Source organism: Paenibacillus sp. IHB B 3415, assembly GCF_000802655.2.
Taxonomy (GTDB): Bacteria; Bacillota; Bacilli; order Paenibacillales; family Paenibacillaceae; genus Paenibacillus_AQ; species Paenibacillus_AQ phytohabitans.
Window position 1 is genome coordinate 116,881 of record NZ_JUEI01000018.1, and the last position, 24,039, is coordinate 140,919.

Annotated in this window: 22 protein-coding genes; 11 read left to right on the top strand and 11 right to left on the bottom strand. The window is 51.8% G+C overall.

Translation table 11 applies throughout. From position 1 onward, the window contains the following. The first annotated feature begins 184 nt into the window (after positions 1-184). Positions 185-919 carry a class I SAM-dependent methyltransferase gene (locus tag QW71_RS10095; protein WP_039296943.1) on the top strand — a complete coding sequence of 245 codons (735 nt, stop codon included), beginning with the start codon at positions 185-187 and terminating at the stop codon, positions 917-919. 34 nt (positions 920-953) lie between these two features. Here QW71_RS10095 and sigJ read toward each other — a convergent pair whose 3' ends face one another. Then, a complete protein-coding gene (gene sigJ / locus QW71_RS10100; protein WP_039296945.1) occupies positions 954-1,817 on the bottom strand; it encodes an RNA polymerase sigma factor SigJ in 864 nt (287 codons plus the stop codon). Positions 1,818-2,107: 290 nt separating this feature from the next. Here sigJ and QW71_RS10105 point away from each other — a divergent pair, with 290 nt between their 5' ends. Beyond that, positions 2,108-2,587 (top strand): carboxymuconolactone decarboxylase family protein, encoded by a 480-nt coding sequence (locus tag QW71_RS10105; RefSeq protein ID WP_039296948.1) that lies wholly within the window; start codon positions 2,108-2,110, stop codon positions 2,585-2,587. A gap of 72 nt (positions 2,588-2,659) precedes the next feature. Here the strand turns inward: QW71_RS10105 and QW71_RS10110 are convergent, their stop codons facing one another. The 5 genes from QW71_RS10110 to QW71_RS10130 all read right to left on the bottom strand — a co-directional run bounded on the left by QW71_RS10110 (position 2,660) and on the right by QW71_RS10130 (position 8,819). After that, on the bottom strand, positions 2,660-3,487 hold the full coding sequence (locus tag QW71_RS10110) for a carbohydrate ABC transporter permease (RefSeq protein ID WP_039296950.1): 828 nt from the start codon (positions 3,485-3,487) through the stop codon (positions 2,660-2,662). A 12-nt stretch (positions 3,488-3,499) separates the two neighbouring features. Beyond that, positions 3,500-4,381, bottom strand: a complete 882-nt coding sequence (locus tag QW71_RS10115; RefSeq protein ID WP_039296952.1) for a carbohydrate ABC transporter permease — start codon at positions 4,379-4,381, stop codon at positions 3,500-3,502. Between the two features lie 233 nt (positions 4,382-4,614). Then, entirely contained in the window at positions 4,615-5,418 is an 804-nt protein-coding gene (locus QW71_RS10120) for a response regulator (protein WP_039296953.1), read from the bottom strand. Positions 5,419-5,445: 27 nt separating this feature from the next. Further along, on the bottom strand, positions 5,446-7,218 hold the full coding sequence (locus QW71_RS10125) for a sensor histidine kinase (protein WP_152679730.1): 1,773 nt from the start codon (positions 7,216-7,218) through the stop codon (positions 5,446-5,448). Between the two features lie 269 nt (positions 7,219-7,487). Continuing rightward, positions 7,488-8,819, bottom strand: coding sequence for an ABC transporter substrate-binding protein (locus tag QW71_RS10130; protein ID WP_235441434.1), 1,332 nt, complete (start codon positions 8,817-8,819; stop codon positions 7,488-7,490). Between the two features lie 290 nt (positions 8,820-9,109). Here QW71_RS10130 and ald point away from each other — a divergent pair, with 290 nt between their 5' ends. From ald to QW71_RS40405, 3 genes are all read left to right on the top strand, one after another. After that, positions 9,110-10,243 (top strand): alanine dehydrogenase, encoded by a 1,134-nt coding sequence (ald, locus tag QW71_RS10135; RefSeq protein WP_039296961.1) that lies wholly within the window; start codon positions 9,110-9,112, stop codon positions 10,241-10,243. 223 nt (positions 10,244-10,466) lie between these two features. Beyond that, positions 10,467-11,735, top strand: coding sequence for a CdaR family transcriptional regulator (locus tag QW71_RS10140; protein ID WP_039296963.1), 1,269 nt, complete (start codon positions 10,467-10,469; stop codon positions 11,733-11,735). Between the two features lie 2 nt (positions 11,736-11,737). Further along, positions 11,738-11,884, top strand: a complete 147-nt coding sequence (locus tag QW71_RS40405) for a hypothetical protein (protein WP_160311790.1) — start codon at positions 11,738-11,740, stop codon at positions 11,882-11,884. A 282-nt stretch (positions 11,885-12,166) separates the two neighbouring features. Here the strand turns inward: QW71_RS40405 and QW71_RS40410 are convergent, their stop codons facing one another. Continuing rightward, positions 12,167-12,448: a hypothetical protein gene (locus tag QW71_RS40410; protein WP_156118505.1), complete on the bottom strand. Its 282-nt coding sequence runs from the start codon at positions 12,446-12,448 to the stop codon at positions 12,167-12,169. A 435-nt stretch (positions 12,449-12,883) separates the two neighbouring features. Here QW71_RS40410 and QW71_RS10150 point away from each other — a divergent pair, with 435 nt between their 5' ends. Together QW71_RS10150 and QW71_RS40415 are read left to right on the top strand one after the other, a co-directional pair. Beyond that, a complete protein-coding gene (locus QW71_RS10150) occupies positions 12,884-13,066 on the top strand; it encodes a helix-turn-helix domain-containing protein (RefSeq protein ID WP_235441435.1) in 183 nt (60 codons plus the stop codon). Between the two features lie 32 nt (positions 13,067-13,098). Further along, positions 13,099-13,245 carry a hypothetical protein gene (locus QW71_RS40415; protein ID WP_160311790.1) on the top strand — a complete coding sequence of 49 codons (147 nt, stop codon included), beginning with the start codon at positions 13,099-13,101 and terminating at the stop codon, positions 13,243-13,245. Here the strand turns inward: QW71_RS40415 and QW71_RS39770 are convergent. Together QW71_RS39770 and QW71_RS10155 are read right to left on the bottom strand one after the other, a co-directional pair. Further along, complete coding sequence (locus QW71_RS39770; RefSeq protein WP_152679731.1) at positions 13,235-13,462, bottom strand: helix-turn-helix domain-containing protein; 228 nt, start codon at positions 13,460-13,462, stop codon at positions 13,235-13,237. The two genes, QW71_RS40415 and QW71_RS39770, sit on opposite strands and share 11 nt — an antisense overlap. Further along, positions 13,408-13,752, bottom strand: coding sequence for a sigma-70 family RNA polymerase sigma factor (locus tag QW71_RS10155; RefSeq protein WP_039296967.1), 345 nt, complete (start codon positions 13,750-13,752; stop codon positions 13,408-13,410). Before QW71_RS10155 ends, QW71_RS39770 begins: the two co-directional genes overlap by 55 nt. A 304-nt stretch (positions 13,753-14,056) precedes the next feature. Between QW71_RS10155 and QW71_RS10160 the strand changes: the two genes are divergently transcribed. Beyond that, positions 14,057-15,778 (top strand): DUF4127 family protein, encoded by a 1,722-nt coding sequence (locus tag QW71_RS10160; RefSeq protein WP_039296968.1) that lies wholly within the window; start codon positions 14,057-14,059, stop codon positions 15,776-15,778. Positions 15,779-15,911: 133 nt separating this feature from the next. Next, a complete protein-coding gene (locus tag QW71_RS10165; protein ID WP_052769960.1) occupies positions 15,912-16,637 on the top strand; it encodes a hypothetical protein in 726 nt (241 codons plus the stop codon). 17 nt (positions 16,638-16,654) lie between these two features. Here the strand turns inward: QW71_RS10165 and QW71_RS10170 are convergent, their stop codons facing one another. Continuing rightward, on the bottom strand, positions 16,655-18,274 hold the full coding sequence (locus QW71_RS10170; protein ID WP_039296969.1) for a response regulator: 1,620 nt from the start codon (positions 18,272-18,274) through the stop codon (positions 16,655-16,657). Next, on the bottom strand, positions 18,249-20,105 hold the full coding sequence (locus QW71_RS10175) for a sensor histidine kinase (protein WP_039296970.1): 1,857 nt from the start codon (positions 20,103-20,105) through the stop codon (positions 18,249-18,251). The genes QW71_RS10170 and QW71_RS10175 overlap by 26 nt, the downstream gene beginning before the upstream one ends. Positions 20,106-20,233: 128 nt before the next feature. On the opposite strand from QW71_RS10175, the gene QW71_RS10180 reads away from it, so the two are divergent. Then, entirely contained in the window at positions 20,234-21,706 is a 1,473-nt protein-coding gene (locus tag QW71_RS10180; protein WP_039296971.1) for an ABC transporter substrate-binding protein, read from the top strand. Between the two features lie 546 nt (positions 21,707-22,252). Beyond that, positions 22,253-24,039: hypothetical protein (locus tag QW71_RS10185; protein ID WP_047013708.1), on the top strand; the 1,787-nt coding region annotated here is incomplete at its 3' end.

Below are 24,039 nucleotides of genomic sequence, written 5' to 3' on the forward strand. Positions count from 1 at the left end.
TACATAGACTGAACTTAACAATCTAACGCGGGCATTCCGGGGTATTGGTATGAGCGGTCCTGACAAATCCCAGCTATGTGGGATGGCGGTTTCGGGGTACAGCCCTGATAATGAACCATATTGATTATCAGGGATGACCGGCCGGTTCCGGTCATAGAGCCGATTACCACACCGGAGGGATGTAATGAAAGACAGCATAAGCAGTACAGGCAGCACAGGCAGTCCCTGGGAGCAGGCGGACGCAGATCAATACGTTCAGAATATAAGCCGCAAAATCCCCGGCTATCAGCTGCAGTATGATCTGATGGATACGCTGATAACAGCTTTGCTTAATAAGCGGGAGAATCCCGAGCTGCTGATCGTTGGAGCTGGCGGCGGGCAGGAAATTCTGAGTTTGGGCCGGAAGCATCCTGATTGGATCTTCAGCGGGCTGGATACTTCGCAGGGAATGCTCCTGGCCGCTGAACAGCGGCTTGGCGCAGCGGGCTTGATGGACAGAGTGCGACTGCATCATACGGAGATAAGTTCCTGGAATTGTAGCAGACAGTACGATGCTGCGACCTGCATGCTGGTGCTGCATTTTGTGAAAGGGTTTGAGAACAAGCTGGCGCTGCTCCGTTCCATTGCCGGGCGGCTTAAGCCGGGAGCGCCGCTGTGTCTTTCCGCAATCAACGGAGAGCCGGCTTCCCCCGCATGGCGGATTCAGATGGCCGGCTGGAGGCTGCATATGCTGGGCAACGGCATTGAACCGGATCAGTGGCAGACCTTCGAGCAATCGTTCGGCGTCACCTCGCACCCGCTTCCGGCCGAAGAGATAGAACGGCTGCTGGAGGAAGCCGGGTTCACGGGAGTATCACGGTTCTTCGGCTCCTATCTGATTGACGGCTGGGTGGCCGTGAAGGCCCCGGACAGTCCGTGACCTGAACAACACTTCCGGAAACCCGTTACCCGCCCTAACTCCCCGCATACTGCAGCTTATCCGGATTGCGGACAATATATAAATTCCGGATCAGATTGTCCCGGATATGCAGAAGGCCTATCGTATGAACACCTTCGTCCGAGCGGAGGATCAGGCCGGGCTGTCCGTTAATCCGGCCGGTTTCAATTGCCACCTCACCGTTAATTGTAGCTGCCCCGCGGAAAGGCCCCAGCAGGAAGCGGGCTACAAGCTCGCGGGTGACTACCGGTTCGGCAGCAGCGCGTACTTTGCCTCCGCCGTCGGAGATCAGCTCGGCTGCCGGATCAAGCATCGTCAGAATCTGGTTCATGTTGCCCTGCTTCAGGGCGGCCAGGAACCCGTGCACCCATTCCTCTGTAGCCGCCTCCGGCTGGACAGGCTCCCCGGGGACGAGGCCCATCTTGGCACTGGCCCGGCTGAAGAGCTTACGGCAGTTCGGTTCACTTTTGTCGACCAGTCCGGCAATCTCCTGATATTCAAAGCCCAGCGCCTCACGCAGCACAAACACGGCCCGTTCCGCAGGGGTCAGCCGCTCCAGCAGGACAAGCATGGCATAGGATAAGAGATCATCCTGAACTACGGAGTCCATGGAATCCCCGTCTGTACCGGCAAGAGGCTCGGGCAGCCATTCGCCGAAATATTCCTCCCGCTGTCTGCGCGCAGATTTGTGCAGATCCCGGCAGCGGTTCGTGACCATTTTACACAGATAGGCTTTCGGTTCGGCCAGCCGCTCCGGCGGCACATCATAAACCTTCAGGAATACGTCCTGAACCGCATCCTCGGCATCGGCGGCTGATCCGGTTAACTGGTAGGCAAGTTTAAACAATAGGTTCTTATACTGGGCATACAGCTCCTGCATAACGCCACTTCCAATCCTTATATATAGTCAATCTAACTCCGCTATAATGTAGACAAAATAAAGAGGAGATGTGTGACAGGAGAGAGCGGGGATGCGTGAAGGTGCCTATTATTCATGGCAGGTACGTTCGAAAACTGGACCGGATAAAAAATCTGCTGCTGCATTGTCACAGAACGAATAGCTGTCTCGTTATATGTCCGAAGGGCGGAACAAGGCCGGAAAACGCCAGGCGAAAGACAATGTCTGTACCGGACCTTAATTACAACCAGCCCAATAGGAGGAGTATAGTTATGGCACAACGTGTGAATTATATGCAGCAGTCCCCGGAGCTTTTCAAGAAATTTCTCGATTTCAGCATGGCCTTGAAGAACAGCTCTATTGAGGAGAAAATTGAAGATCTGGTGTCCATCCGGGCTTCACAGATGAACGGCTGCGGCTTCTGCCTGGACATGCATGTGAAGCAGGCCAAGATTAACGGCGAGAGTGAACTGCGTCTCTATCACATCTCTATCTGGCGGGAATCAACACTGTTCTCTCCGCGTGAACGGGCTGCACTTGCCTGGACGGAGGTACTGACCAAGCTGCCGGAGCACGGCGTGCCTGATGAGCTGTATGACCGTGTCCGTGGACAGCTGTCTGAGCAGGAAATCTCCGATCTGTCCTTCTCGGTTATGGCGATTAACGCCTGGAATCGGGTGAACGTGGGCTTCACAACCGTGCCGGGTTCATCTGATGCTGCCTATGGCCTGACCAAAGCAGGGTTGTCGTAACTGAAGAACAACTTAAAAAGGAGCTATGCCACCGTACGATCTGTGGCATAGCTCCTTTACTTATAGGCGGGGTCAGCCCTTGACCGCTGAGCTGGCTACACCTTCAATAATGTATTTCTGGCCGAGCAGGAAGACGAGGATCATGGGAATGATTCCGGCTGTTGCAGCGGCCATCATGCCGTTGTAGTCGACATTGTTCTCCAGGATGAAATTCTGCAGCCCGAGCGGAACGGTGAACAGATCATGGTCAATCAGGAAGACGAGTGCATTCTCATAATCATTCCAGTGCCAGGAGAAGTCGATGATGGCCAGGGTGGCCAGCGACGGCTTAGCCATCGGCAGGATAATGCGCGAGAAGATACGGAAATGCCCTGCGCCGTCGATGAAGGCGGCCTCCGAAATTTCATGAGGCACGGAGAGGAAGAACTGCCGCATCATGAACACGCCGAAGATGGTGAACATTCCCGGCAGGATCAGCGCCCAATGGGTGTTGTAGATGCCGGCCCAGTCGAACATGATGAATTTGGGCACGAACAGCACCTGCGGGGGAACCATCATCATGGACAGATAAACCATAAACATGGTGTTCCGCCCTTTGAACTCAATTCTGGCAAACCCATAGGCAGCTAAGGCGGACAAGGAAACGGCACCTATAGTGCTCAGAATAGCCACCTTAAGGGAATTCAGATAGTAAGGCACGAAGCTGCCCTGACCGGTCCAGACCTTAACATGATGGTTCCAGTTGAAATGGCTGGGAATCCACTGGACCGGATATTGAAAGACCTCGGCAGGTGTCTTGAATGAAGTGCTGATCATCCAGATGAAGGGTACAATCATGACGATGCTGAAGAACAGCATGATGAGTGTGGCAATGCTTTTGGTAACTACGGCTTTATTCATGTTCTCAGCTCCTTAGTAGTGAACCCAGCGTTTCTGGCCCAGCCATTGAATCACGGTGAAAATCAGAATGATCAGGAACAGGGCCCAGGAGACCGCTGAAGCATAGCCCATTTCGTAATAGCGGAAGGCATTCTGATAGATGAACAAAGATAATACGGTGGTGCTGTTCCCCGGTCCGCCCTGCGTGATCGCCTGAATGATCCCGAACTGCTTAATGGACATAATCAGTCCGGTAATCAGCAGCAGGAAGGTGGTCGGACTAACCAGCGGCCACAGGATACTGCGGACTGTCTGCCAGGTGCGGGCGCCGTCGATTTTGGCGGCTTCCAGCAGCTCGCCGGACACTTCCTGCAGGGCGGCCAGATAGATAATCATGTTATAGCCAAGCATGAACCAGATCCAGATGATGTCGATCGCATACATGGACGTCTCCATCGTGGACAGCCAGCCGGGCGGATTCGCGATGCCGACCGAGCGGAGAATACCGTTAATCGGCCCGTTGTTCGGATGAAACAGCAGCATCCAGACAAAGGCTACAGCGACGCCGCTTGTAATATAAGGCATGAAGTACAGGGCGCGGAGCAGCTTCTTCAAATACACGGATCGGTTCAATACAACGGCAACGATGAACGCGAGGCCGATGGATACCGGGACGGAGACCAGGAACAGCAGTGTGTTCTTAATGGCGATATAGAATACCTCATCCCCCAGCATCCGCTGAATGTTGGCCAGCCCGATGAATTTGGTATGGGGACTCATAAACTTATAGTCTGTAAACATGAGATAGAAAGAATAGACGGCAGGTATGATGAAAAATAAAATCACGCCAATCATATTTGGCCCGATAAACAGATAGCCCAGGTACTGCTGCCGCTTCATCCAGGATGCCTTCACATAGCCCCACTCCTTTAGGTCTTTTGATTACTTTGATCACACTACAAGCATAACAAGCGGCCTAAAAGGGGTTAAGGAACAAAACCAACGACTTCATGGCACAGAAATATACATTTGCTGAGCGGCGGCGGGCGGTGCTATCTTAGTTTTGTTCTATTCCTGTCCACAGCAAACAGCGGCATTCCCGGAAGGAAGGCCGCTGTATAGGAGAGCTAAGCATTTATGAAGCCAAGCTATATGCTTACGGATTCTGTATTGTGCCGCTGAGTATGCCGGTACTGGCTTGGCGTCTGTGAAGTGAGGCGTTTGAAAATTTTGATGAAATAGTTATCGTTGACGAAGCCGACCCGGTTGCCAATCTCGTATACCGGCAGATCGGAGTGGATCAGTAGCTGGATGGCCTGGTCCACCCTTATCTGATGCAGATAATGGATCAGGGTCTGGCCGGTTTTCTTTTTGAACAGGGTGCTGACATAATTCTCGGCCATCATGACATACTGGGACATCGACTTGACGGTAATATCCTCATCATAATGGGCGTGCAGATACTGGAGGATCTTCTGAATCTCGGGATGGTTGGTGATCTCCTCATGAGGCAGCGGCGGCGGGGGAACAGCAGAATCGGGCGGGCCCGCACTTACCTTGCGGTTCTCCTGGCTCTTCACCAGTTCATTATTGATCTTGCGCAGTGTGTCGCGCAGTGAATTCACACTCATGGACAGCTTCAGGATATAATTGGAGGCCCCGTATTCCATCGCCTGACGTACATTTTCGAAATCGCTCATGCAGGTAAGCATGACGAAGCGGGAATCGTAGCCTTCTTCACGGGTTCTGCGCAGCAGCTCAACACCATCCATCTCCGGCATGACAATATCCGAAATCACCAGATCGGGAGCATCCTGCCGGATCATCTCCAGCGCTTCTGCACCATTGCCCGCTTCTCCGCTGACGGTGAACCCAAGCTCTTCCCAGGCAATGATCTCACGGACGCTTTCCCGTACAAAAACCTCATCCTCTACCAGCAGAACTTTCCACATGTGTGATTCCCTCCCGTATAAATGCGCTTAAGCCGGATGTCCGTTGCCGTAAGGTGCAGACAATAGAAGCGGTATAGTGAAGCGGACAGTGACGCCTTCCCCGGTGGAGAGGATCTCCAGCGTCCCTTCTTCCCTGAACAGCAGCCGCAGGCGCTCCTGAATATTGCTCAGCCCGATACCCGGACGCTTGCGCGGAATCTTGTTCACACCTGCCTGCTCCATGCCTACGCCGTTGTCCCTGATCTCTACACACAGCCGGTTCTCTTCGCGGTGCACGATCAGCTCAATCAGGCCGTTGCCGGGCAGTCTGCTGATCCCGTGAATAATGGCGTTCTCGACCAGCGGCTGGAGGCTGAGCTTGGGAACCAGCGCATATAGAACATTCTCGTCGTAGCGGCAGGTTAATTCGAATTTGTGGGCGTAGCGGACCTGCTGGATATGGACATAGGCCTCTACAAGCTCTATCTCATCCTTCAGGTGGATCAGGTCCTTATCGGTATTCAGACTGGCCTCCAGCAGCTTGCCTAGCGACAGGGTCATATTCGTAATATCCTCATTATGCTCACGGATGGCGATCCATTTAATCGTATTCAGCGTATTCAGCAGGAAATGGGGATTCGTCTGGGCCAGCAGCATCTGGAAATGGACAGCCTCTTTCTGGCGCTCCTCGGCCTTCAGCTTCTGGATCAGCAGGTGAGTATCGTCAAGCATGGTATTGAAGGTCCGGGTCAGATCCAGGATCTCCCCGCTGAATTTATGCTCCGGCAGGCGGATCTTGAGGCTCTTCTGCACGGCCGCCTTCATCTTGTTCTGCAAATGGGACAACGGACGTGTGATGGTCGTGGCTATCACGAAGGTCATCATCAGGAAGATGCTCGTCAGGACAAAGAACGTAATAAAGTACTGCTGCTTCAGCCCTTCGATCTCCACGAACAGCACAGACAGCGGAATCCGGTTGACGATATACCAGTCCAGCGATTCGACATAAATATAATTTATCAGCGAATTCGAGGCCTTGTCGATAAAATACTGCTGTCCGGGCTGCCCGGCGAATCCTGCCTTCACCTCCTCCGATAATTGACTGCCGGGAACGGACTGGGAGATATCCTCCCCGGAGCGGGTAATCAGGAAATACTGCTGCTCCAGATCCGACTGCTTATGAATGGAGCGCAGCCAGTACGTATAATCGATGCTGATCCGGGCCATCCCGTAAGGCTTGTTCCGGGCATCCTCCAGATAAGCGTACAAGGATAGAAGATAGGCACTGGTGGAGACATCGCGCAGCACGTAGTTGGTGTCATTGGGCACCCAGTGATAAGAGCTGGTATTCATCTGGCCCCGGTCGAACCCGGGATTGGCCTTTAAATCCGAGTAGATCAGCGAATCCTTGGGCGGATAAGACGTGTATGCGCTTTCAGTTAGATCTAGAATCATGAAATAGACCGAAGGATTGTACAGGAAGAAGCTGTTGTTCAGGTTCTTGAAAATATTCTCCATCAGCCGTTTATTCTCCAGCTCATTACGCTGTCCGGGATGGAGCAGCACGGACTTGACGGTGTCATCCTGCTTCAGGAACAGCAGCGTCTTGAAGGCAATGCTGATCTGATCCTCCAGCGTGCGGTACATCTGCTCCAGCTGGTAGTGGCTTTGCTGGCTGATTTTCTTCTGGACCAGCGTCTCAATGCGCTGGTAGTTATACATATTCAATGCGCCAAAGGGCAGCAGAATCAGGCATACAAAGGCGGTAAACAGGCGGTATTTCAATTTCTGGGGAATCAGAATTCGCATGAGCTTTGACACACGGCTGCACCTCCAAACACGATTGCACCTGCCCGGTCCGGGAGGATAAGGGTCTCTATGGTTTAGATTATAGCATAATAAAAAAGTAGCACAGCCAATACCTTAAATTGCATGGTTTTGTTCCAGCGGGCACGGATTGCCTGCTATAAATACATAGTTTTGTTCTATTGCTGTTGCTTGACAAAAAGAAAAGGAGGCGCCATTGTTCCTGTGGCAATCCTCCCTGGTTGTACGTGATGCCTGCTCAATTCTAACTTCTATTTCTGCTTCTACTTATTCTGCTTCAGATACTCGTTATGTCTGGTTACCATGGCCTGCACTGTCTGATCCAGCGACTGCGAGTCGAGGAAGTATTTCTCGTATTCCTGTGAGCGAAGATCCATCACTTCCTGAGGCAGGCTGCGTACATAGGTCGGCGTCTGATTGTCGAACATGACATACATCAGGGAATCCAGATCGTAGGAGTCGCTTTTGTCGCCAATGAGACTTTTCACCGCATCATCCTGATTGGCATCCTTCGAAGCCGGCAGTCTTCCGCCTGCTGCCATCGGTGACATGCCGCCATCGGAATACCACTTCAGGAATTCCCAGGCCGCTTCCTGCTTCTTGGACTTGGCATTAATGGAAATATAATCGCCTAATCCCCCGCGGGTCACATAATCATCCGCAGCTTCAGTGAGCCTCGGAACCGGAGCGAAGGCGATGGTGAAATCACGCGGGAAATCCGTGAAGTTATTCGAGCTGCGCAGCAGCCATGCCCCGATATTAAGCATCGGTACCTCTCCGCTGAGGAACACCTGCTCGACCGGCATTTTGGACGTCAATTGCTCGCCAAGCGGCGGTGTGGTCTTATCGTCTTTCATCATTCCGTTCAGGGTTTCCAGCCATTGCTTGACGAGCGGATGATCCAGATTGGAGGTGCCGTCCGCCTTAGTGTAGCCCTCCTGGGAGAGCACAGAGTCGATAGGGTCCACGAACGGCTCCATATTTTGAATAAATCCGTACTGATCGCCGGTTTTCAGCTTCTTCGCATATTCACGCAGTTCATTCCAGGTCCATTCCTTCGGAACCGGCAGGTTCGCCGCGTCAAGAGCCTCCTTGTTCAAAGCAATGAAGAACGGGCTTTTGGTAGTGGGAACTCCGTAATATTTGCCGTCAATCTTCCAGCTCTCGGCGTCAATGCCCATTTTCTCGTCGATATTGTAATCGGTAAAGGCACTTAGATCCAGCGCCAGACCCGATTCTACCCGTTTGGAGGCATGGGAAATCGTGTAGTTCACGAATAAATCTACATCCTGCCCGGTAATCATGGCCGTATCCAGCTTGAGGTTCCCGTCGTCGTCATTAACAAAGCGTACATATTCCACCTGAATTTCGGGATGCTCCTTGTTCCAATTATCAATGACCTCCTGCGGTCCGGATTCCGGCGGAACGCCGCCCCACATTTTGAGGGTTACCGGGCTTGCAGATGTTGCCCCATTGCCTTTGGCAGGGCTTTCATTATTGGCTGCAGATGAATTGCTGCTGTTACCGCAGCCTGTAGCCAGGCCCATTATAAGAACGAGTGATGTAATTCCGGCGATCCAGCGTGTTTTTTTCAAAAGCGACAACCTCCCTGTATAAACTGTATAGGCTTGCAAATCAAGAATAGCAGATCGCAAAAAGCCTCAGAAGTAACAAAAAACTTGAGAATATGGAACATAACTTTACATTTCACCGGCCGGATTCTGCTCCTGTGCAAGGAAACGTTCTATCTCACGGTTATATCATCCCATTGTGTAAAAACACAATCATGGCAGATATAGTTTTTCTTTTTACCCAAAATGCGGCAGGAAATCGTATGTTATGATTCTTTACATAAGAGATCCACACAAGACGGGAGCGAATAACAATGATTATTGGTGTACCTAAAGAAATTAAGAATAATGAAAACCGTGTAGCGATTACCCCTGCTGGAGTGGTAAGTCTGGTAGCCGATGGACATAAAGTACTGGTTGAAGCCGGAGCCGGCGTAGGCAGTGGATTCCTGAATGAAGAATATGCAGCAGCCGGAGCAGAACTGATTGCAGAAGCATCAGCTGTCTGGGCTGAAGCTGAAATGGTTATGAAGGTGAAGGAGCCGCTCGAAAGCGAATATGGGTACTTCCGTCCGGGTCTCATTCTCTTCACTTACCTGCACCTTGCTCCAGAGCCTGCCCTTGCAGCTGCCCTGAAAGACAAAGGCGTATTCGCCATCGGCTACGAAACCGTAGTGGACGGACGTACACTGCCGCTGCTCACACCCATGAGCGAGGTAGCCGGACGCATGTCCGTGCAGCTTGGCGCACAGTTCCTGCAGAAGAACTACGGCGGACAAGGCATTCTGCTCTCCGGTGTTCCCGGTGTAAGCCGCGGCAAGGTTAGCATTATCGGCGGCGGTGTGGTAGGTACTAACGCAGCTAAGATGGCGATCGGCCTTGGCGCAGAGGTTACCATTGTTGACCTGAGCGCGGACAGACTCCGCCAGCTGGATGACATCTTCGGTTCACAGATCAGCACCCTGATCTCGAATCCGTATAACATTGCCAAAGCCGTAGCTGAGGCAGACCTTCTGGTAGGCGCAGTGCTGATTCCGGGTGCTAAAGCTCCTAAGCTGGTGACTGAAGAAATGGTGAAAACGATGAAGCCGGGCTCCGTCATTGTAGACGTAGCTATTGACCAGGGCGGTATCGTAGAAACGATTGACCGTGTAACCACACACGATAATCCTGTATTCGAGAAACACGGCGTTCTGCATTACTCGGTAGCGAATATGCCGGGTGCTGTAGCCAAAACCTCGACCATTGCTTTAACCAACGTTACGGTTCCATATGCGCTGCAAATTGCAAATAAAGGCGTGTTCCAGGCGATCGAAGACAATGCCGGCCTGAAGAGCGGTGTCAACGTAGCCAACGGAAAGATCACCTGCCAAGCCGTGGCAGAAGCTCTTGGGGAAGAGTACTTCACGGTAGAGAAAGCAGTAGAACAAGAGTTCACTCTGATCTAGCATATAGAGCTTACAGACTTACACAAGAGTAGAGGGGTACCACCTTATAGTCCGGCGGGCAATCGCCGGGCTATTTTTATGCAGACTGAATGTCCATGTTAGGTTTCCTCTGCATTTCTTGGATGTTCCTATAGGCAACTGCCAAGCGGTGTAATATAATGTAATCACTTCTACAGCGAAATTGATTAAAGCTTCTGTTATTCTTCAGGTTGGGGTGGGCACATTGACAGAATCAGAGCAGACATTTGACCGTTTTTTTGACAGCATGGAATCCCTGGCGGATACCATCAGCGAATCGCTTCAGTCGCAGGTGACGATTGAGGACAGCAACCATCATGTGATCGGGTACAGCTCCCATCAGTTTGAGAGCGATCCGGCCCGTATCTCGACCATTATCGGCAAAAGAGTTCCGAATACGGTGATTATAGGACTCCGCAAAAAAGGGGTCATGTATGACCTGGAGAATACCAGCCACCCCATCCGCATTCCCGCAGTCATGGAGGTGGGTCTGGGCCCCCGCTTGGCCATGTGCATCAAACACCAGCAGGAGATTCTTGGCTATATCTGGGTGGTGGACCGCGGGAACCTCGCCGAAGGCCATGCCGAACGGATTGTCGAAAAAGCCGCAGGCATTGCCGGGCGTTATCTGCTGAAGCAGCGGGGCTGGAAGACGAAGCAGGAGAAGACGTTCGAGGATTTCTTCTGGAAGCTGCTGACCTCGCATTATGAGAGTGAGCTGCGCATCCGCCAGGAGGCGGAGGCCGGGTCCATTCTGCTGCCGGAGAGCTATTATATCGGGGTACTGGAGAGCGACAAGCCGGTGGATGAGCATTTCCTGCAGAATTTCCGCCGGATTATGGATGCCTATGCCGGACAGCGGCTGCTGTTCCAGACTGCCGAGCAGAACCGGCTGATTATTCTGTTCTCGTTTGTGTTTCCGGTGGAAGGGACGGAACGGCTGTCCTCGTTCGTGCAGAAGCTGCTCCGGGATATGGGCGCAAGCGAAGGCTGCAGGCTTACAGCCGGCTGCAGTCCGGGCTACCGCGAATACACTTCTGCGGCGGCCGCTTACCGCGAAGCGCTGCAGATTCTGGAGATCAAGAAGCTGCTGCCTTATCACGCCCGTGAGCTGCTGCTCTATGAAGAGATCGGCTTCTGGGCCTACCTTCCGGCCATTCTGGAGCAGAAGCGGAGCCGGACACGGCGCAGCGCTCTGCTCTACCCGTTGAAGGAGCATGACCGCGAGCATAAGAGCGATTTCCTCAAGACCCTAGCCGTCTACCTGACGATGAACGGGAATCTGAAGGAATCGGCCGCCTTTCTGCATATCCATACCAACACATTAATGTACCGGCTGAACCGGATCGCCGAGATCACAGGCAAGAGCCTGAAGGAAACGGATTACCGCACCTCCATTTATCTCGATATTCTGACCGAGGAGACCGCACAGGTGAATGGCTGGTTCCAGGAGGTGCCGGGGTTCAAGGAGTAATAATGTACCGGCTGAACCGGATCGCCGAGATCACAGGCAAGAGCCTGAAGGAAACGGATTACCGCACCTCCATTTATCTCGATATTCTGACCGAGGAGACCGCACAGGTGAATGGCTGGTTCCAGGAGGTGCCGGGGTTCAAGGAGTAACTGCCTCTCTTCCCATTTTCACAAATATAGATTGAACTATAGAACATATTATCTATGAAAATATAAAAAAACCAATCCATTCCGCCTGTTTTCTGTCAGTTGCTTCTGTGATGTCAAGGTTCTCGAATGCACGAATGGTATGAGCGGCTGGGCTGCCTTCGCAGTCAGAGCTTATTTCATCGCTGCTCAAGTAGCCGGTGCCTGCTCATAATAGCTCCATATAACTAGAGAAGCAAGGACCAGGATGTCTTATCATCCTATCCTTGCTTCTTTGTGTTACAGTCATGGGCCGAGCAATAGAGTACCGATAAACATGAAGGCGAAATAGATAAACAGGGCAGATATGTTGGCAAATATAAGTAAACCGTCAATTCTTGATTCAGTTTTCCGGTAAGCTAGCACACCAGACAATATCCCCACAGGAGGTAGTACAAAAGTGGATATTATACCAGTTCCGTTGAACCAGGAATCATCAAAAACAAAAACCGTATCGATGATAAACAGGAGAACGGCCACACAAAATGTAATTACCGCTATATTTCGGAATAATCTGGCGTTCATCAAGCTTCAACCCTCTCTTTAAATGCCTAATTATGTAAAATTATAACATTAATCACTCCAACAGTCTATTCTGAGTAGGGAATCAAGCAATACAAAGCAGCCTGATCATTGAAGTCCGATATCGAACATCATGGAACAGGCTGGCTCTTTATTGAATGACGACTATGCTTAATCCTTAATCTTCTTGATTGTTTCATTAAGTTCATTGACAGAACGATATAGTTTATCAAGCTTTTCGCCTAGGGTCTGCAGAATATATCATTGAAGGCAATGGTCTGCTGAATTTATCCAAAAGCTTTGGATAATGCTTTAAGTGTTCCCAAGCATATATGCACAAAAAGATCCTATAACTCGAAAACGTCTTTACTCATGCGGCATTCCTCATATCCACCAAACAGCGCATGATCAGCCCGCTCCCTCAGCTCAATGGTAAAAGTCTTGACCAAAGCTCTGCATATCCATACCAACACATTAATGTACCGGCTGAACCGGATCGCCGAGATTACAGGCAAGAGCCTGAAGGAAACGGATTACCGCACCTCCATTTATCTCGATATTCTGACCGAGGAGACCGCACAGGTGAATGGCTGGTTCCAGGAGGTGCCGGGGTTCAAGGAGTAGTCTCTTCATGTGTAGATACAAATTCAAGAAACTTGTACCGGCTGAACCGGATCGCCGAGATTACAGGCAAGAGCCTGAAGGAAACGGATTACCGCACCTCCATTTATCTCGATATTCTGACCGAGGAGACCGCACAGGTGAATGGCTGGTTCCAGGAGGTGCCGGGGTTCAAGGAGTAGTCTCTTCATGTGTAGATACAAATTCAAGAAACTCCACGATAATTTCTGAGGCGGCCTCTTCATCGGGTAAACGGGCATACTGGCTTAACTTCTGTATATCTGGCTGGAATAATTCAAGGAGCTGCAGCATCGCTGCGGCTTCTTTATTTTTGGCCGCTTGGATCAGTCTTGTAATTTCGTTGTCTGAGATAGCTGGTGGATGATCTTCTTTTTCCATTTGCTCACCGCCTGTTGGCTCATATTTAATTGCTTGGCGACCTCCGCTTCGCTGCACCCTTCCAGATAGAGGTTATATAAGATGGATTTTTCAAAAGCAGGCAGGCCTTCCGTGAGCTGCTCAATCATTATTTTGTTCTCGGAAGCCTGAGTAAAGTTTGTTCCAGCCTGTATATTGTCAAAAAGCGGAGATTCCAGCCGTCCGGCCTTTTTAGCCCTATACTGTACTCTCCAACCTATCCGGCAGAGTTCATTCCGGTAGCGTTCATAGACTGTTTGTGCCCTATCCAAAGCGAAATCCCCCTTTATGGAAATAGAAATAATAATATGTATATATGGGCATTAATGATGGTTATCTATGAATAAATAAGAACATATGTTCCTTTTTATTGTATCATAGTTGAATAGATGGATGCCAATAATGGGAAATTTAATATTTTTTTTATTTTCAGGTTGTATTTTATCTGCCTAAATTACCTTATAAGTGAAGGCACTAAACAAAGAAAAATGAAATGGATTTGGGAAGAGGTCCATTTTGTTTTTCTCTTCCCCTTCTGCCCGGGCCTATCTGCTACTCAGAGGGAGCTTGATACAAATGAAGAAGGTGCTATACGTACCATTGGATGACAGACCCGTCAATCTGGACGATGTTATTACTCAAGGGAAATCGGCAGGAATTCATGTAATCACCCCGCATGTAACTGATCTTAGAAATCGTCTGGATTCGCACAAGACATCATCTGGGACCACCTTACTAACCACATCATCACCGGCATATGGGGACACCGCCCGCATCCGGAAATTTATTCTTCATCATGCAGCGTCTGCAGACGGCTTTATAATCTCTACTGATATGCTCGCCTACGGGGGCCTGATTGGAAGCCGCCGTCTCCGGGCGGACGCAGGGGGAGCTTATCCGGCCTATGATCCTGAGATCACGAACCTGCTGGATGTGATCCGTTTAGTGAAGCAGTCTTATCCGGACAAGCCGGTGTATGTGCTGGATACGATTATGAGGCTGGCTACAACGTCTTTTGCAGAAGGTCTGGACTTGGCGGCCTATACAGAATCACGCAATTTCATGCTTCAGCCACGAAGAAGCTTTACGCAGTTTGCCGATATTCTCAGCGGATATAACCTGTCTCCAGCGGGTTCCTATGGCAGCACGGCCACTTTTGATAAAGAACAGTATTACAATACGAGACAGCATAAGTTCAAAACGAACCATTACATTCTGGAGAAGCTGGCGCAGGAGGGATATATTGATTTTCTCGCGGTAGGTGTGGATGATGCCAATACTCAAGGGGTGCAGATTAACGAGATTCACTTTGTAGAAGAGTGCATTAATGGCTGGCTCGGCGGCATGAATGGTCAAAATCCGGAGCGTGCAATCATTCTTCCGGATGCAGACGGACTGGGACAGGCATTATTGGCACGTATGGCGAATCAGCTCCATCGTAACGGGGCGAAGACGGGGTGTGCCGTTCAATACTTCGGACCCCATGGTTCTACCATTACGAGTCCGTATGAATATATGGATGTACATCAGAACATTCTGCGTCATGTGGACATTGTGGGTGCAGCGTCTGAGTCTGTGGGCGGTTCAGCTGCCTTGGAGATTATCGCGGTTACCGCTGCGGATCAGACGCCGGCTGCGGTTAACCGCCTTGCAGCTAACCACGCCAATGGTGTTCTGTCTGTAGTGATTGATTTTGTCGGCAGCGGTGCAGCGGATGCTGCGGTAACTGAAAGCCTGCTGGGCAGCCGGCATACCGGAAGCATATTAGGATATAGCGGCTGGAATACGCCGGGTAACAAAATCGGGATAGCGCTGGGCATGGGCCAGGCCCGGTATGCATTTTTGGTTACGGAGACAGATGCGGCGGCGCTCAGCTCTGCTGTTAACGCTCACGGGTCGCTTTTATTCAAACGCTTCTTGAAAGATTACTATTACAAAAGGCTGGCTATTGGTGAAATCCGTGAATATTCAAGAGCCCATTCGTTATATGTGAATGTCGCTGCGATTGCAGATCAAAACATGCTTTTGTTTAATAGTCCGGAAGATTACTCTCATTTACAAACCCTGCTGAGAGAGCGGATGCAGACACATACAGCCACCCTTGCCGGGGCAAATGCATTCCTTATCGGCAGTCCTGAACCGGCCTGCAGTATCCGTCAGATTAGCGGAGATGCCTGGTCATTTGCGGAATATTCCAGTTCGGCACTTCATTACCATGATCCCGCTTATATTTGGGGCCGTGCTTTTGAAATTACTTTGAAGCCTAGCGTAACCTTACACAAGAAGCGCAAGAATTAATATAATCATTGAAGATAAGGCCCCACTCTGTGGGGTTATTTTGTGCTTAGCGCAAACTCCCACGCACCAATATGAGGCCCGACACGTACAATAACCTATATTTCATGACAAGAAGATGAAGGGGGGAAGCAGGATGGGGTATGGATACACGGCTCCTGCGAATCCGGCATTCGAGATTAAAATGCGGGGGGAGATTATCGCTGCAGCCAGATCGATGAACGCCGGGGGGACGGACTTCTCGACATTCAAGAACTCCCGCTGCAATCCAAGATATTGGAATCGTACGGCGGGTGGCGGTTTTGAATTGAAGGCAGGGGTTAGCCCTTCTGCAGCAATCAATGATATTTTTGTAAATGGACAGCTGTATGCCTTCGAATGCGCAATGGCGATGGTAATGATTCTATATAGAGCGACCATCAGTATGATCGGGGAGAATGCCTTCGACCGCTACTTCACCGATCTGTACCTGTGGGACTGGAACTATGACAGCAATCTGAAGATGATCACCACCTTCAATCCGTCGGAATTACAGCCGGGGGATGTAGTCTATTTCAAGAATCCCGATCATGATCCGGATAAGCCGGAGTGGCAGGGGGAGAACGCGATTATGCTGTCGAATGACCGCTTCTACGGACACGGGCTGGGTATTAAGAGTGCCTCCGAGATGATCACTTCACTCAACAAGGAGAGAGTACCGGGCAGCCGGACTTCGGCCTACCTGGCGGATGAGGGGCTTCACCCTGACTTTGCCTATATAGCTACATTAACTACGCGCTCTAACCTGCCGGTATCCGGGAATCGCAGAGCCAGCACGGCCATCTACTCCAGAATAGGCGTCAGATCCTATATCATCAGATAGAGATCAGCATCACTGCATCACTGATTTTGTTCAGAGCGGTATTTAAGCGGGTGCAGGCCAACGGTTTTTTTGAAAACCGTACTGAAGTAATGGGGATTCTCATAGCCCACGAGTTCGGAAATCTCCATTACTTTCAGGTCTGTGCTTGTCAGCAGCTCCTTCGCTTTGCCTATACGGATCCGGGTGATATAGTCGGTAATCGTCTCACCGGTCTCCTTCTTGAAGATCAGACTAATATAGTTAGGCGTCAGGAATACCTCCTCTGCAATTCTGGAAATGGAGAGCTCAGAGGCGTAGCCTTCCTGGATAATAGAATGGATTTTGCTGATGATCCGGCTGTTCTTGGAGGTGTTCTTGCCTGCTACATACGCACTTAAGTCATGAAAAAGCGACAGCATATACGCCTTCAGGCCGGTAATATTCTTCTGAAGGTACAGCTTATCCATAATTGTAATCCGGTCACTCAGTACCAGCCGGGTATCCTCATCAATCTCATACAGGGCCCTGGCGGAGGTGAAGATCATCTCGGCACAAATACTCTGCACATATCCGATCTGCAGCTTGGGTCCGGCCAGTCTGGTGAACAGCTGCTCCATCAGCTCCATGACGGTGCCCGTATGGCCTGCCTTCAGTTCATTCATGAGCCGGGCCTGGAATTTATAGAAGTAAGTGCTCTCCAGTGTCTCCGTTTCCGGCTGGATATCCTTAATGTAGAGGACAGAGCCGTGCCCGGTATAGAATGTGTACACCAGCGCGGCCAGCGCATCCTTGTATGAGTCCTCCAGCTGGCCGGCCAGGGGACAAGCTCTGCCAATGCCGGCCGAGGCATCCAGCCGCAGATACTTGCGGATATTACTGATGATCTGCCCGCATACTTCTGAGATGGAAGAGGGCGAGGGATCGTCTGCCGGGCAGAAAAGCATAATGAACTCGTTCTCGCTGGCGACGAAGCTGATGGAGCACGGGTGGCTGACCAGACACTCATTGATAATATTTTGAATGGAAAAATAGAGCAGCTGCTTGTATTCCTCCGAGAATTTGTCCACTGCGCTCTGGTATTCATCCAGCTGCAGTACACAGGCTGTCAAAGCTGTCCCCCGCTTGAAGGGAAGGGCGAAATAATCGATTTTCTGCCAAATTTCATCCTCGTTCCGGTATAGGCCGGCAATCAGATTCTGCAGGAACTTGTCGCGGATCACCGGCATGCTGTCCTGCAGCTGCTTCCTCAGCTGCTCCACATCCATCTGATGCTCACGTTCTCCCTTAAGCTTAGCGATAACCTGATGGAAGACCTCCCGGACCTCGGGTAATTTCACCGGCTTCAGAATATATCCCTCGGCACTCACCTTCAGCGCGTCCCGGGCATAGGAGAAGTCCTGGGCGCCGCTGATGATAATGATTTTGGTAGGACTGCCTGCTTCCCGCAGCTTCTCGGCTACCTGCAGACCGCCCATCAGCGGCATCATAATATCGGTGAACAGAATATCCGGCGCAAGCTTCAGGCATAATTCATAGGCCTCCAGCCCGTCAGATGCCTCCCCTATAATCTCAATTCCGAATTCCTCCTGCCATTTGAACACGTGGATCAGGCTGCTGCGGATAAACGGCTCATCATCCGCTACGATCATCGTTAACATCTTCACTCACCTCATCCCATGTAGTCACCACCGGAAACCGGATCACCGCAAGCAGGCCGCAGCCATCCTCGGTATTAGCGTAATAGCGGATTCCGTAAGACTCTCCAAAAAACTGCTGAATTCTCATATGCACATTGCGGATGCCATAGGACTGGTTGCCCGGCTGCGGATGGGTTAGCAGCAGGTTCAGCCGCTCCGGGTCTGCCCCCACGCCGTCGTCAAACACCGAAACGCTGAGAATCCCCTGTGAAGTCTCGACTCTGATGCGGATTCTGCCTTGACCCCGGCGCTGCTGAATGCCATGAATCAGGGCATTCTCAACCAGCGGCTGCAGGCTGAGCTTGACCACCAGGCATTCCTCCAGCAGCTTGGGGTCCGTCTCCTCGAGTTCATATTCCAGCCTATCCCGGAAACGGAACTGCTGAATCTCCAGATAGCTCTCCACCTGCCGCAGCTCATCGCGGAGCGGGATGATATTCCGTCCCTTGCTCAGGCTGTACCTGAAGAAATCCGAGAGGGAGGTAACCATATTGCTGATCTCGGGAATATCGTGATTGATGGCGATCCAGTTGATCGAATCCAGGGTGTTGTAGAGAAAATGCGGATTGATCTGGGCCTGCAGGGTCTGGAGCTCGGCTTCTTTCTTGCGCAGCTCGGTCACATAGAGCTTGTCAATCAGCGCCTTAATCTGCTGGAGCAGCTTGTTATAGCGGTTGAACAAGTAGGCGAATTCATCCTTGCGCCTGTAGCGGATGGTAATGTTGAAATTTCCGCTTTCGGCATGCGACATCGACTGGATGAACTTGCGGATCGGCGCTGAGATATTCTCTGACAACAGCAGGGCCATCATAAGCGAGACCAGCATACAGATGCCGATCACGATATACATCACCCGGCGGAAGGCGGCTAATTCTCCGTTAAGCTCGCGGACAGGCGAGAACGAGAGAATGGTCCAGCCGGTGTTGTCGATGGTCCGGTAGGAGACAAGCATATTCTCGCCGCCGATCATCTGGTGAAAAGAATGCAGACCCGCTGAACCGTCAGCCGGAGCGTTCATCTTGCTGTAGTAGTCCTGTGTATTGATGTTCTGCCCGATCAGGGCTGGCTCCGGACTGATGGCGATCGTGCCGGTTCCGTCTGCGATATAGACCTTGCTGCCGGGCGTAGGCTTGTAATGCTCCAGCAGTGTGCCGAATTCAGCTACAGGTATATCGATGGTCAGCAGTCCGACAAAGGGCAGCTGGGCATGCCGGATGCCGAACAGGCGCCTTGCGAATTTGAGGGTGTACTTGGAATCCAGAGAGCTGAGTCCGACGACAGTGAAATCAGATTGGGCCGGAATGCCGAGATACCAGGGCTTCAGGGAGATGAGATCGATATTGAATACACGTCTGGAGAAGTTATATTGGGTATATTCCGGGCGGTTCAGCATATAGAGCATAGGGACAAAGCTGCTTCCAGACGTACCGTTCGCGGGGAAATTCTCGAGAATTTTGCTCAGGGCAGCCAGCTCATTAATGATTCCGCTGCTGTCTGTGGGCCGGTTAGAGGAGATGAGGTCAGCGAATTCCGAATTAAGATAGAGCGATACCATGGATTTATTGGCGGCCTCGAACCGCTGGGCCAGATTGTCCTGAACGAGATTGAAGTTGTTCTCAATGGATGTATTAACATTGCGGGTGATAATATCGGCTGATTTGTTATATACAGTCACCGATATAATGGTTGTCGGAAGCAGGACGAGGAACAGGAAGTAGAGAATCAGCCGGCTGCGGATGCTGAAATTATACAAGAAGAGGGTCCGCGACAACGTATCAAACAGCTTCCTCATTGGAGCCCTCCCCGGCATCCCGATATTTGCGGCTTGCCATTTATCGGGTATTGTTGGAAAATACCAATCAATAGCTGGTATACATTGTAAAACGCAACGAGTCTTGATGTCAACGCAGGAGGTGCAAGATGAAACGGTTCCTGTTCTATATCCTTGCCTTACTATTATGCGGGACTGCAGCGTATGCCATTGCTTATGACCGTCCGCTGCTGGTGGACTTCAGTCCGGGTCCTGCGGAAGCACCGGTGCAGCCCATCCGGGTAAAGATCGCCTTGTATGACTGGACGGAGAACCTGGAAGTGAAGAATGCCATCAGTCAATATAACAAAACCAATCCCGATCATATCGAGATTAACGTTATGGATATCGCTGCAGATGTCTACGATGACACCTTAAATATGCTGATGACCTCGGGACAGGGTCCGGATGTGTTCAGTGTTGATAATACCTGGCTGGCTACCTATGTCAACAAGGGGTATTTGGCTAATCTGTCTGATGATTTGAACACTGCTGACTTAAGCAGATTCCCGGCATGGGCCAGGAATTATGCACACAGCTCTTTGTTCAGAGGGGGGATCTACTTCATGCCCTCCAGTGTCGATACCGTGCGTCTCCTCTACAACAAGCAGCTGTTCCGCGATGCGGGACTTGACCCGGAGCAGCCGCCGCTTACCTTCGGAGCGGTGAAAGAGGCTGCCGCCCGGATCAGCCAGGCAGGAGAGGGCGTGAATAAATATGGCTTCGCGCTTCCTGCCGGAGACAGCCAGGATAGCCTGCAGACCGGTCTTGAAATCTCCAATACCTCCAGCGGTTATTATCTCTATAATTACCAGACCGGGCGTTATGAGCTGAGTGTATACAGATTCTGGCTGCAAATTGTGCTGGACATGAAGCGTGAGGGGAGTCTGTATCCGGGTGAGGCACTGCTTAAGCGTGACAGTGCCCTGCGGCAGTTCGCGGACGGCAATATCGGCATGATGTACGCCACCAGCAAAGATTATGTAAAGCTGCAGGAATATATGCCGAAGGACGATTGGGGAGTTGCAATGCCTCCCGTGGCGGACTCCTCCAAGCGGGGCGGCGGAGCGCTCATGATGATCCCGCACTCTCCGCTGGTAGTGAATAGTTCAGCTCCAAGCCGGGAGGCGGCGGTTAAAGTGTGGAAATTCCTGCAGTCCGGGGAATTCCTGACCATTCTGTTCCAGCAGGCGCTGGCCCTGCCGGTGGTGGACGGTATTCTCGATGTTCCGGGTCTTGCACCGGGGCTGGGGCACTTCAAGGAATTTGTTCCGACTGCCGCTGAGTCTATATATCCGCTCTCGCCGCAGATTATGGATCAATATGATCCGAGCACGGTATCCATGGAACCGCGTGACTCCGGGGACCGTCCGAGGATGCAGCTGTATCTGCAGATTCTCTCGGGAGAGAGGCCGCTTGACGAGGGGCTCCGCAGCGAAACGGAGCGGCTGAATCAGATGCTCGACATTGCGGATACGGGGTACTCTTTTCAGCGCGAGGAGTATATCTATCCTGACTTTGATCCGCATAATCCCCTAAAGGCAGAGAGTCTGGAGAGCCAGCTGAGTAAGGGACAGGAATAGAATAGCAAATGTGAATCAGGGACTTATCCGGACCGTGGCGGCTTCGGGTAAGTCCCTTTTTGTCTGCTCATTCATTTGTGCTGGATGTGTACCGGATTGGAGCGTTAACGTCCACACCGTAAGGGGAGTGCCGGAATAATACTATATAAATCAATCTTTGTACTGCTAGTTTCAGTACTATATAGCTTGAACCGAAGAGGACAATAACAGATGAGAATAACGGAGGGGAATTTTGGACTGTAGGAGCGACAGCGGCCGAAAGTCCAAATATTCACCGCAGTTATGAACAACATCCCCATTGGAATCATTTCAAGTTCAATCTATATAGCTTCTATAAGTGAAAAGATAGATTCAGCAGGAGTAAGAAGTAGAGTAAGGAGCGACAGCGGCCGAAAGTCCAAATATTCACCGCAGTTATGAACAACATCCCCATTGGAATCATTTCAAGTTCAATCTATATAGCTTCTATAAGTGAAAAGATAGATTCAGCAGGAGTAAGAAGTAGAGTATGGGACAATTAAATCGGCAAATAAAGGAGACTGGGAAATGAGCTTCTTATCAACGGGACCGCTGGAAAATAATATGGTTGGAGGTGTGAGACCGACCACGCAGGTTACGGTCAGAATCGATAACCGCAGCAGTACTTCAGCTTCTACGGTATTGGTACAGGGTTATTACATGCTCGGGGGAATAAGAAACGTGTATGTCAGCGAGTCGCTGAATGTGGCTGCAAACGAAGTGATAACAAAAACTTATTATGCGGATCTGGATGCTTTTGAATTTCTGTTTGTCACCCAGGATATGACGGACGACCCTATCCAGATTTCACTGTGGGGCAAGAGCAGCACCGGACAGCTGGTAACAGCCCACCGGCTGGTATCTGCTGAGTTGCTAGATGAAACCGCGGGGGTTACCGGAGCGACCGGGGCAACAGGCGAAGCAGGCGTGACAGGTGCAACCGGGGTAACTGGGGCGACGGGAGCAGGAGTAACCGGAGCCACTGGTGTAACGGGAGCAACCGGGGCGACGGGCGAAGCTGGCGTGACCGGAGCGACCGGGGTTACGGGTGCGACGGGAACAACGGGCGAAGCTGGAGTAACCGGGGCGACGGGCGAAGCGGGCGTGACCGGGGCGACTGGCGAAGCTGGCGTGACTGGGGCGACAGGCGAAGCTGGCGTGACTGGGGCGACAGGCGAAGCGGGCGTGACGGGAGCAACAGGCGAAGCTGGCGTGACTGGAGCGACAGGCGAAGCGGGCGTGACTGGGGCGACGGGCGAAGCGGGCGTGACCGGGGCGACAGGCGAAGCGGGCGTGACTGGGGCGACGGGCGAAGCTGGAGTTACGGGAGCAACGGGCGAAGCTGGAGTTACGGGAGTTACTGGGCTTACGGGAGCAACTGGTGAAACAGGTGCAACCGGGGTTACAGGTGCGACGGGAGTGGGAGTGACCGGAGCAACTGGTGTAACGGGAGCAACTGGTGAAACAGGTGCAATCGGGGTGACTGGAGCGACTGGTGTAACGGGAGCAACAGGAGACGTAGGCGTAACGGGTGCAACCGGGGTAACTGGAGCAACGGGAGCAGGAGTGACTGGAGCGACTGGTGTAACGGGAGCAACTGGTGAAACAGGTGCAACCGGGGTAACTGGAGCAACGGGAGCAGGAGTGACTGGAGCGACAGGTGTAACGGGAGCAACAGGAGACGCAGGCGTGACGGGTGCAACCGGGGTAACTGGAGCGACAGGAGTAGGTGTGACTGGAGCGACTGGTGTAACGGGAGCAACAGGAGACGCAGGCGTAACAGGTGCAACCGGGGTTACAGGAGCAACGGGAGACGCAGGCGTGACGGGTGCAACCGGGGTAACTGGAGCAACAGGAGTAGGTGTGACTGGAGCGACTGGAGTAACGGGAGCAACAGGAGACGCAGGCGTGACGGGTGCAACTGGTGTAACGGGAGCAACGGGAGACGCAGGCGTGACAGGTGCAACCGGGGTTACCGGAGCTACGGGAGTGGGAGTGACCGGAGCGACTGGGGTAACGGGAGCAACGGGAGACGCAGGCGTGACAGGTGCAACCGGGGTTACCGGAGCGACCGGAGTAGGTGTGACTGGAGCAACTGGGGTAACGGGAGCAACGGGAGACGCAGGCGTGACGGGTGCAACCGGGGTAACTGGAGCGACCGGAGTAGGTGTGACTGGAGCGACTGGTGTAACGGGAGCAACAGGAGACGCAGGCGTAACAGGTGCAACCGGGGTTACAGGAGCTACGGGAGTGACCGGAGCGACTGGTGTAACGGGAGCAACGGGAGACGCAGGCGTGACAGGTGCAACCGGGGT

Excerpts from the sequence above, each read along its gene's own strand:
- QW71_RS10160 (WP_039296968.1), top strand. The coding sequence starts at position 14,057 with ATGAAGAAGGTGCTATACGTACCATTGGATGACAGACCCGTCAATCTG.
- QW71_RS10120 (WP_039296953.1), bottom strand. The coding sequence starts at position 5,418 with ATGTGGAAAGTTCTGCTGGTAGAGGATGAGGTTTTTGTACGGGAAAGC.
- QW71_RS10165 (WP_052769960.1), top strand. The coding sequence starts at position 15,912 with ATGGGGTATGGATACACGGCTCCTGCGAATCCGGCATTCGAGATTAAA.
- QW71_RS10175 (WP_039296970.1), bottom strand. The coding sequence starts at position 20,105 with ATGAGGAAGCTGTTTGATACGTTGTCGCGGACCCTCTTCTTGTATAAT.
- QW71_RS10105 (WP_039296948.1), top strand. The coding sequence starts at position 2,108 with ATGGCACAACGTGTGAATTATATGCAGCAGTCCCCGGAGCTTTTCAAG.
- QW71_RS10180 (WP_039296971.1), top strand. The coding sequence starts at position 20,234 with ATGAAACGGTTCCTGTTCTATATCCTTGCCTTACTATTATGCGGGACT.
- sigJ (WP_039296945.1), bottom strand. The coding sequence starts at position 1,817 with ATGCAGGAGCTGTATGCCCAGTATAAGAACCTATTGTTTAAACTTGCC.
- QW71_RS10170 (WP_039296969.1), bottom strand. The coding sequence starts at position 18,274 with ATGTTAACGATGATCGTAGCGGATGATGAGCCGTTTATCCGCAGCAGC.
- ald (WP_039296961.1), top strand. The coding sequence starts at position 9,110 with ATGATTATTGGTGTACCTAAAGAAATTAAGAATAATGAAAACCGTGTA.
- QW71_RS39770 (WP_152679731.1), bottom strand. The coding sequence starts at position 13,462 with ATGGAAAAAGAAGATCATCCACCAGCTATCTCAGACAACGAAATTACA.
- QW71_RS10095 (WP_039296943.1), top strand. The coding sequence starts at position 185 with ATGAAAGACAGCATAAGCAGTACAGGCAGCACAGGCAGTCCCTGGGAG.
- QW71_RS40405 (WP_160311790.1), top strand. The coding sequence starts at position 11,738 with ATGTACCGGCTGAACCGGATCGCCGAGATCACAGGCAAGAGCCTGAAG.
- QW71_RS10110 (WP_039296950.1), bottom strand. The coding sequence starts at position 3,487 with ATGAATAAAGCCGTAGTTACCAAAAGCATTGCCACACTCATCATGCTG.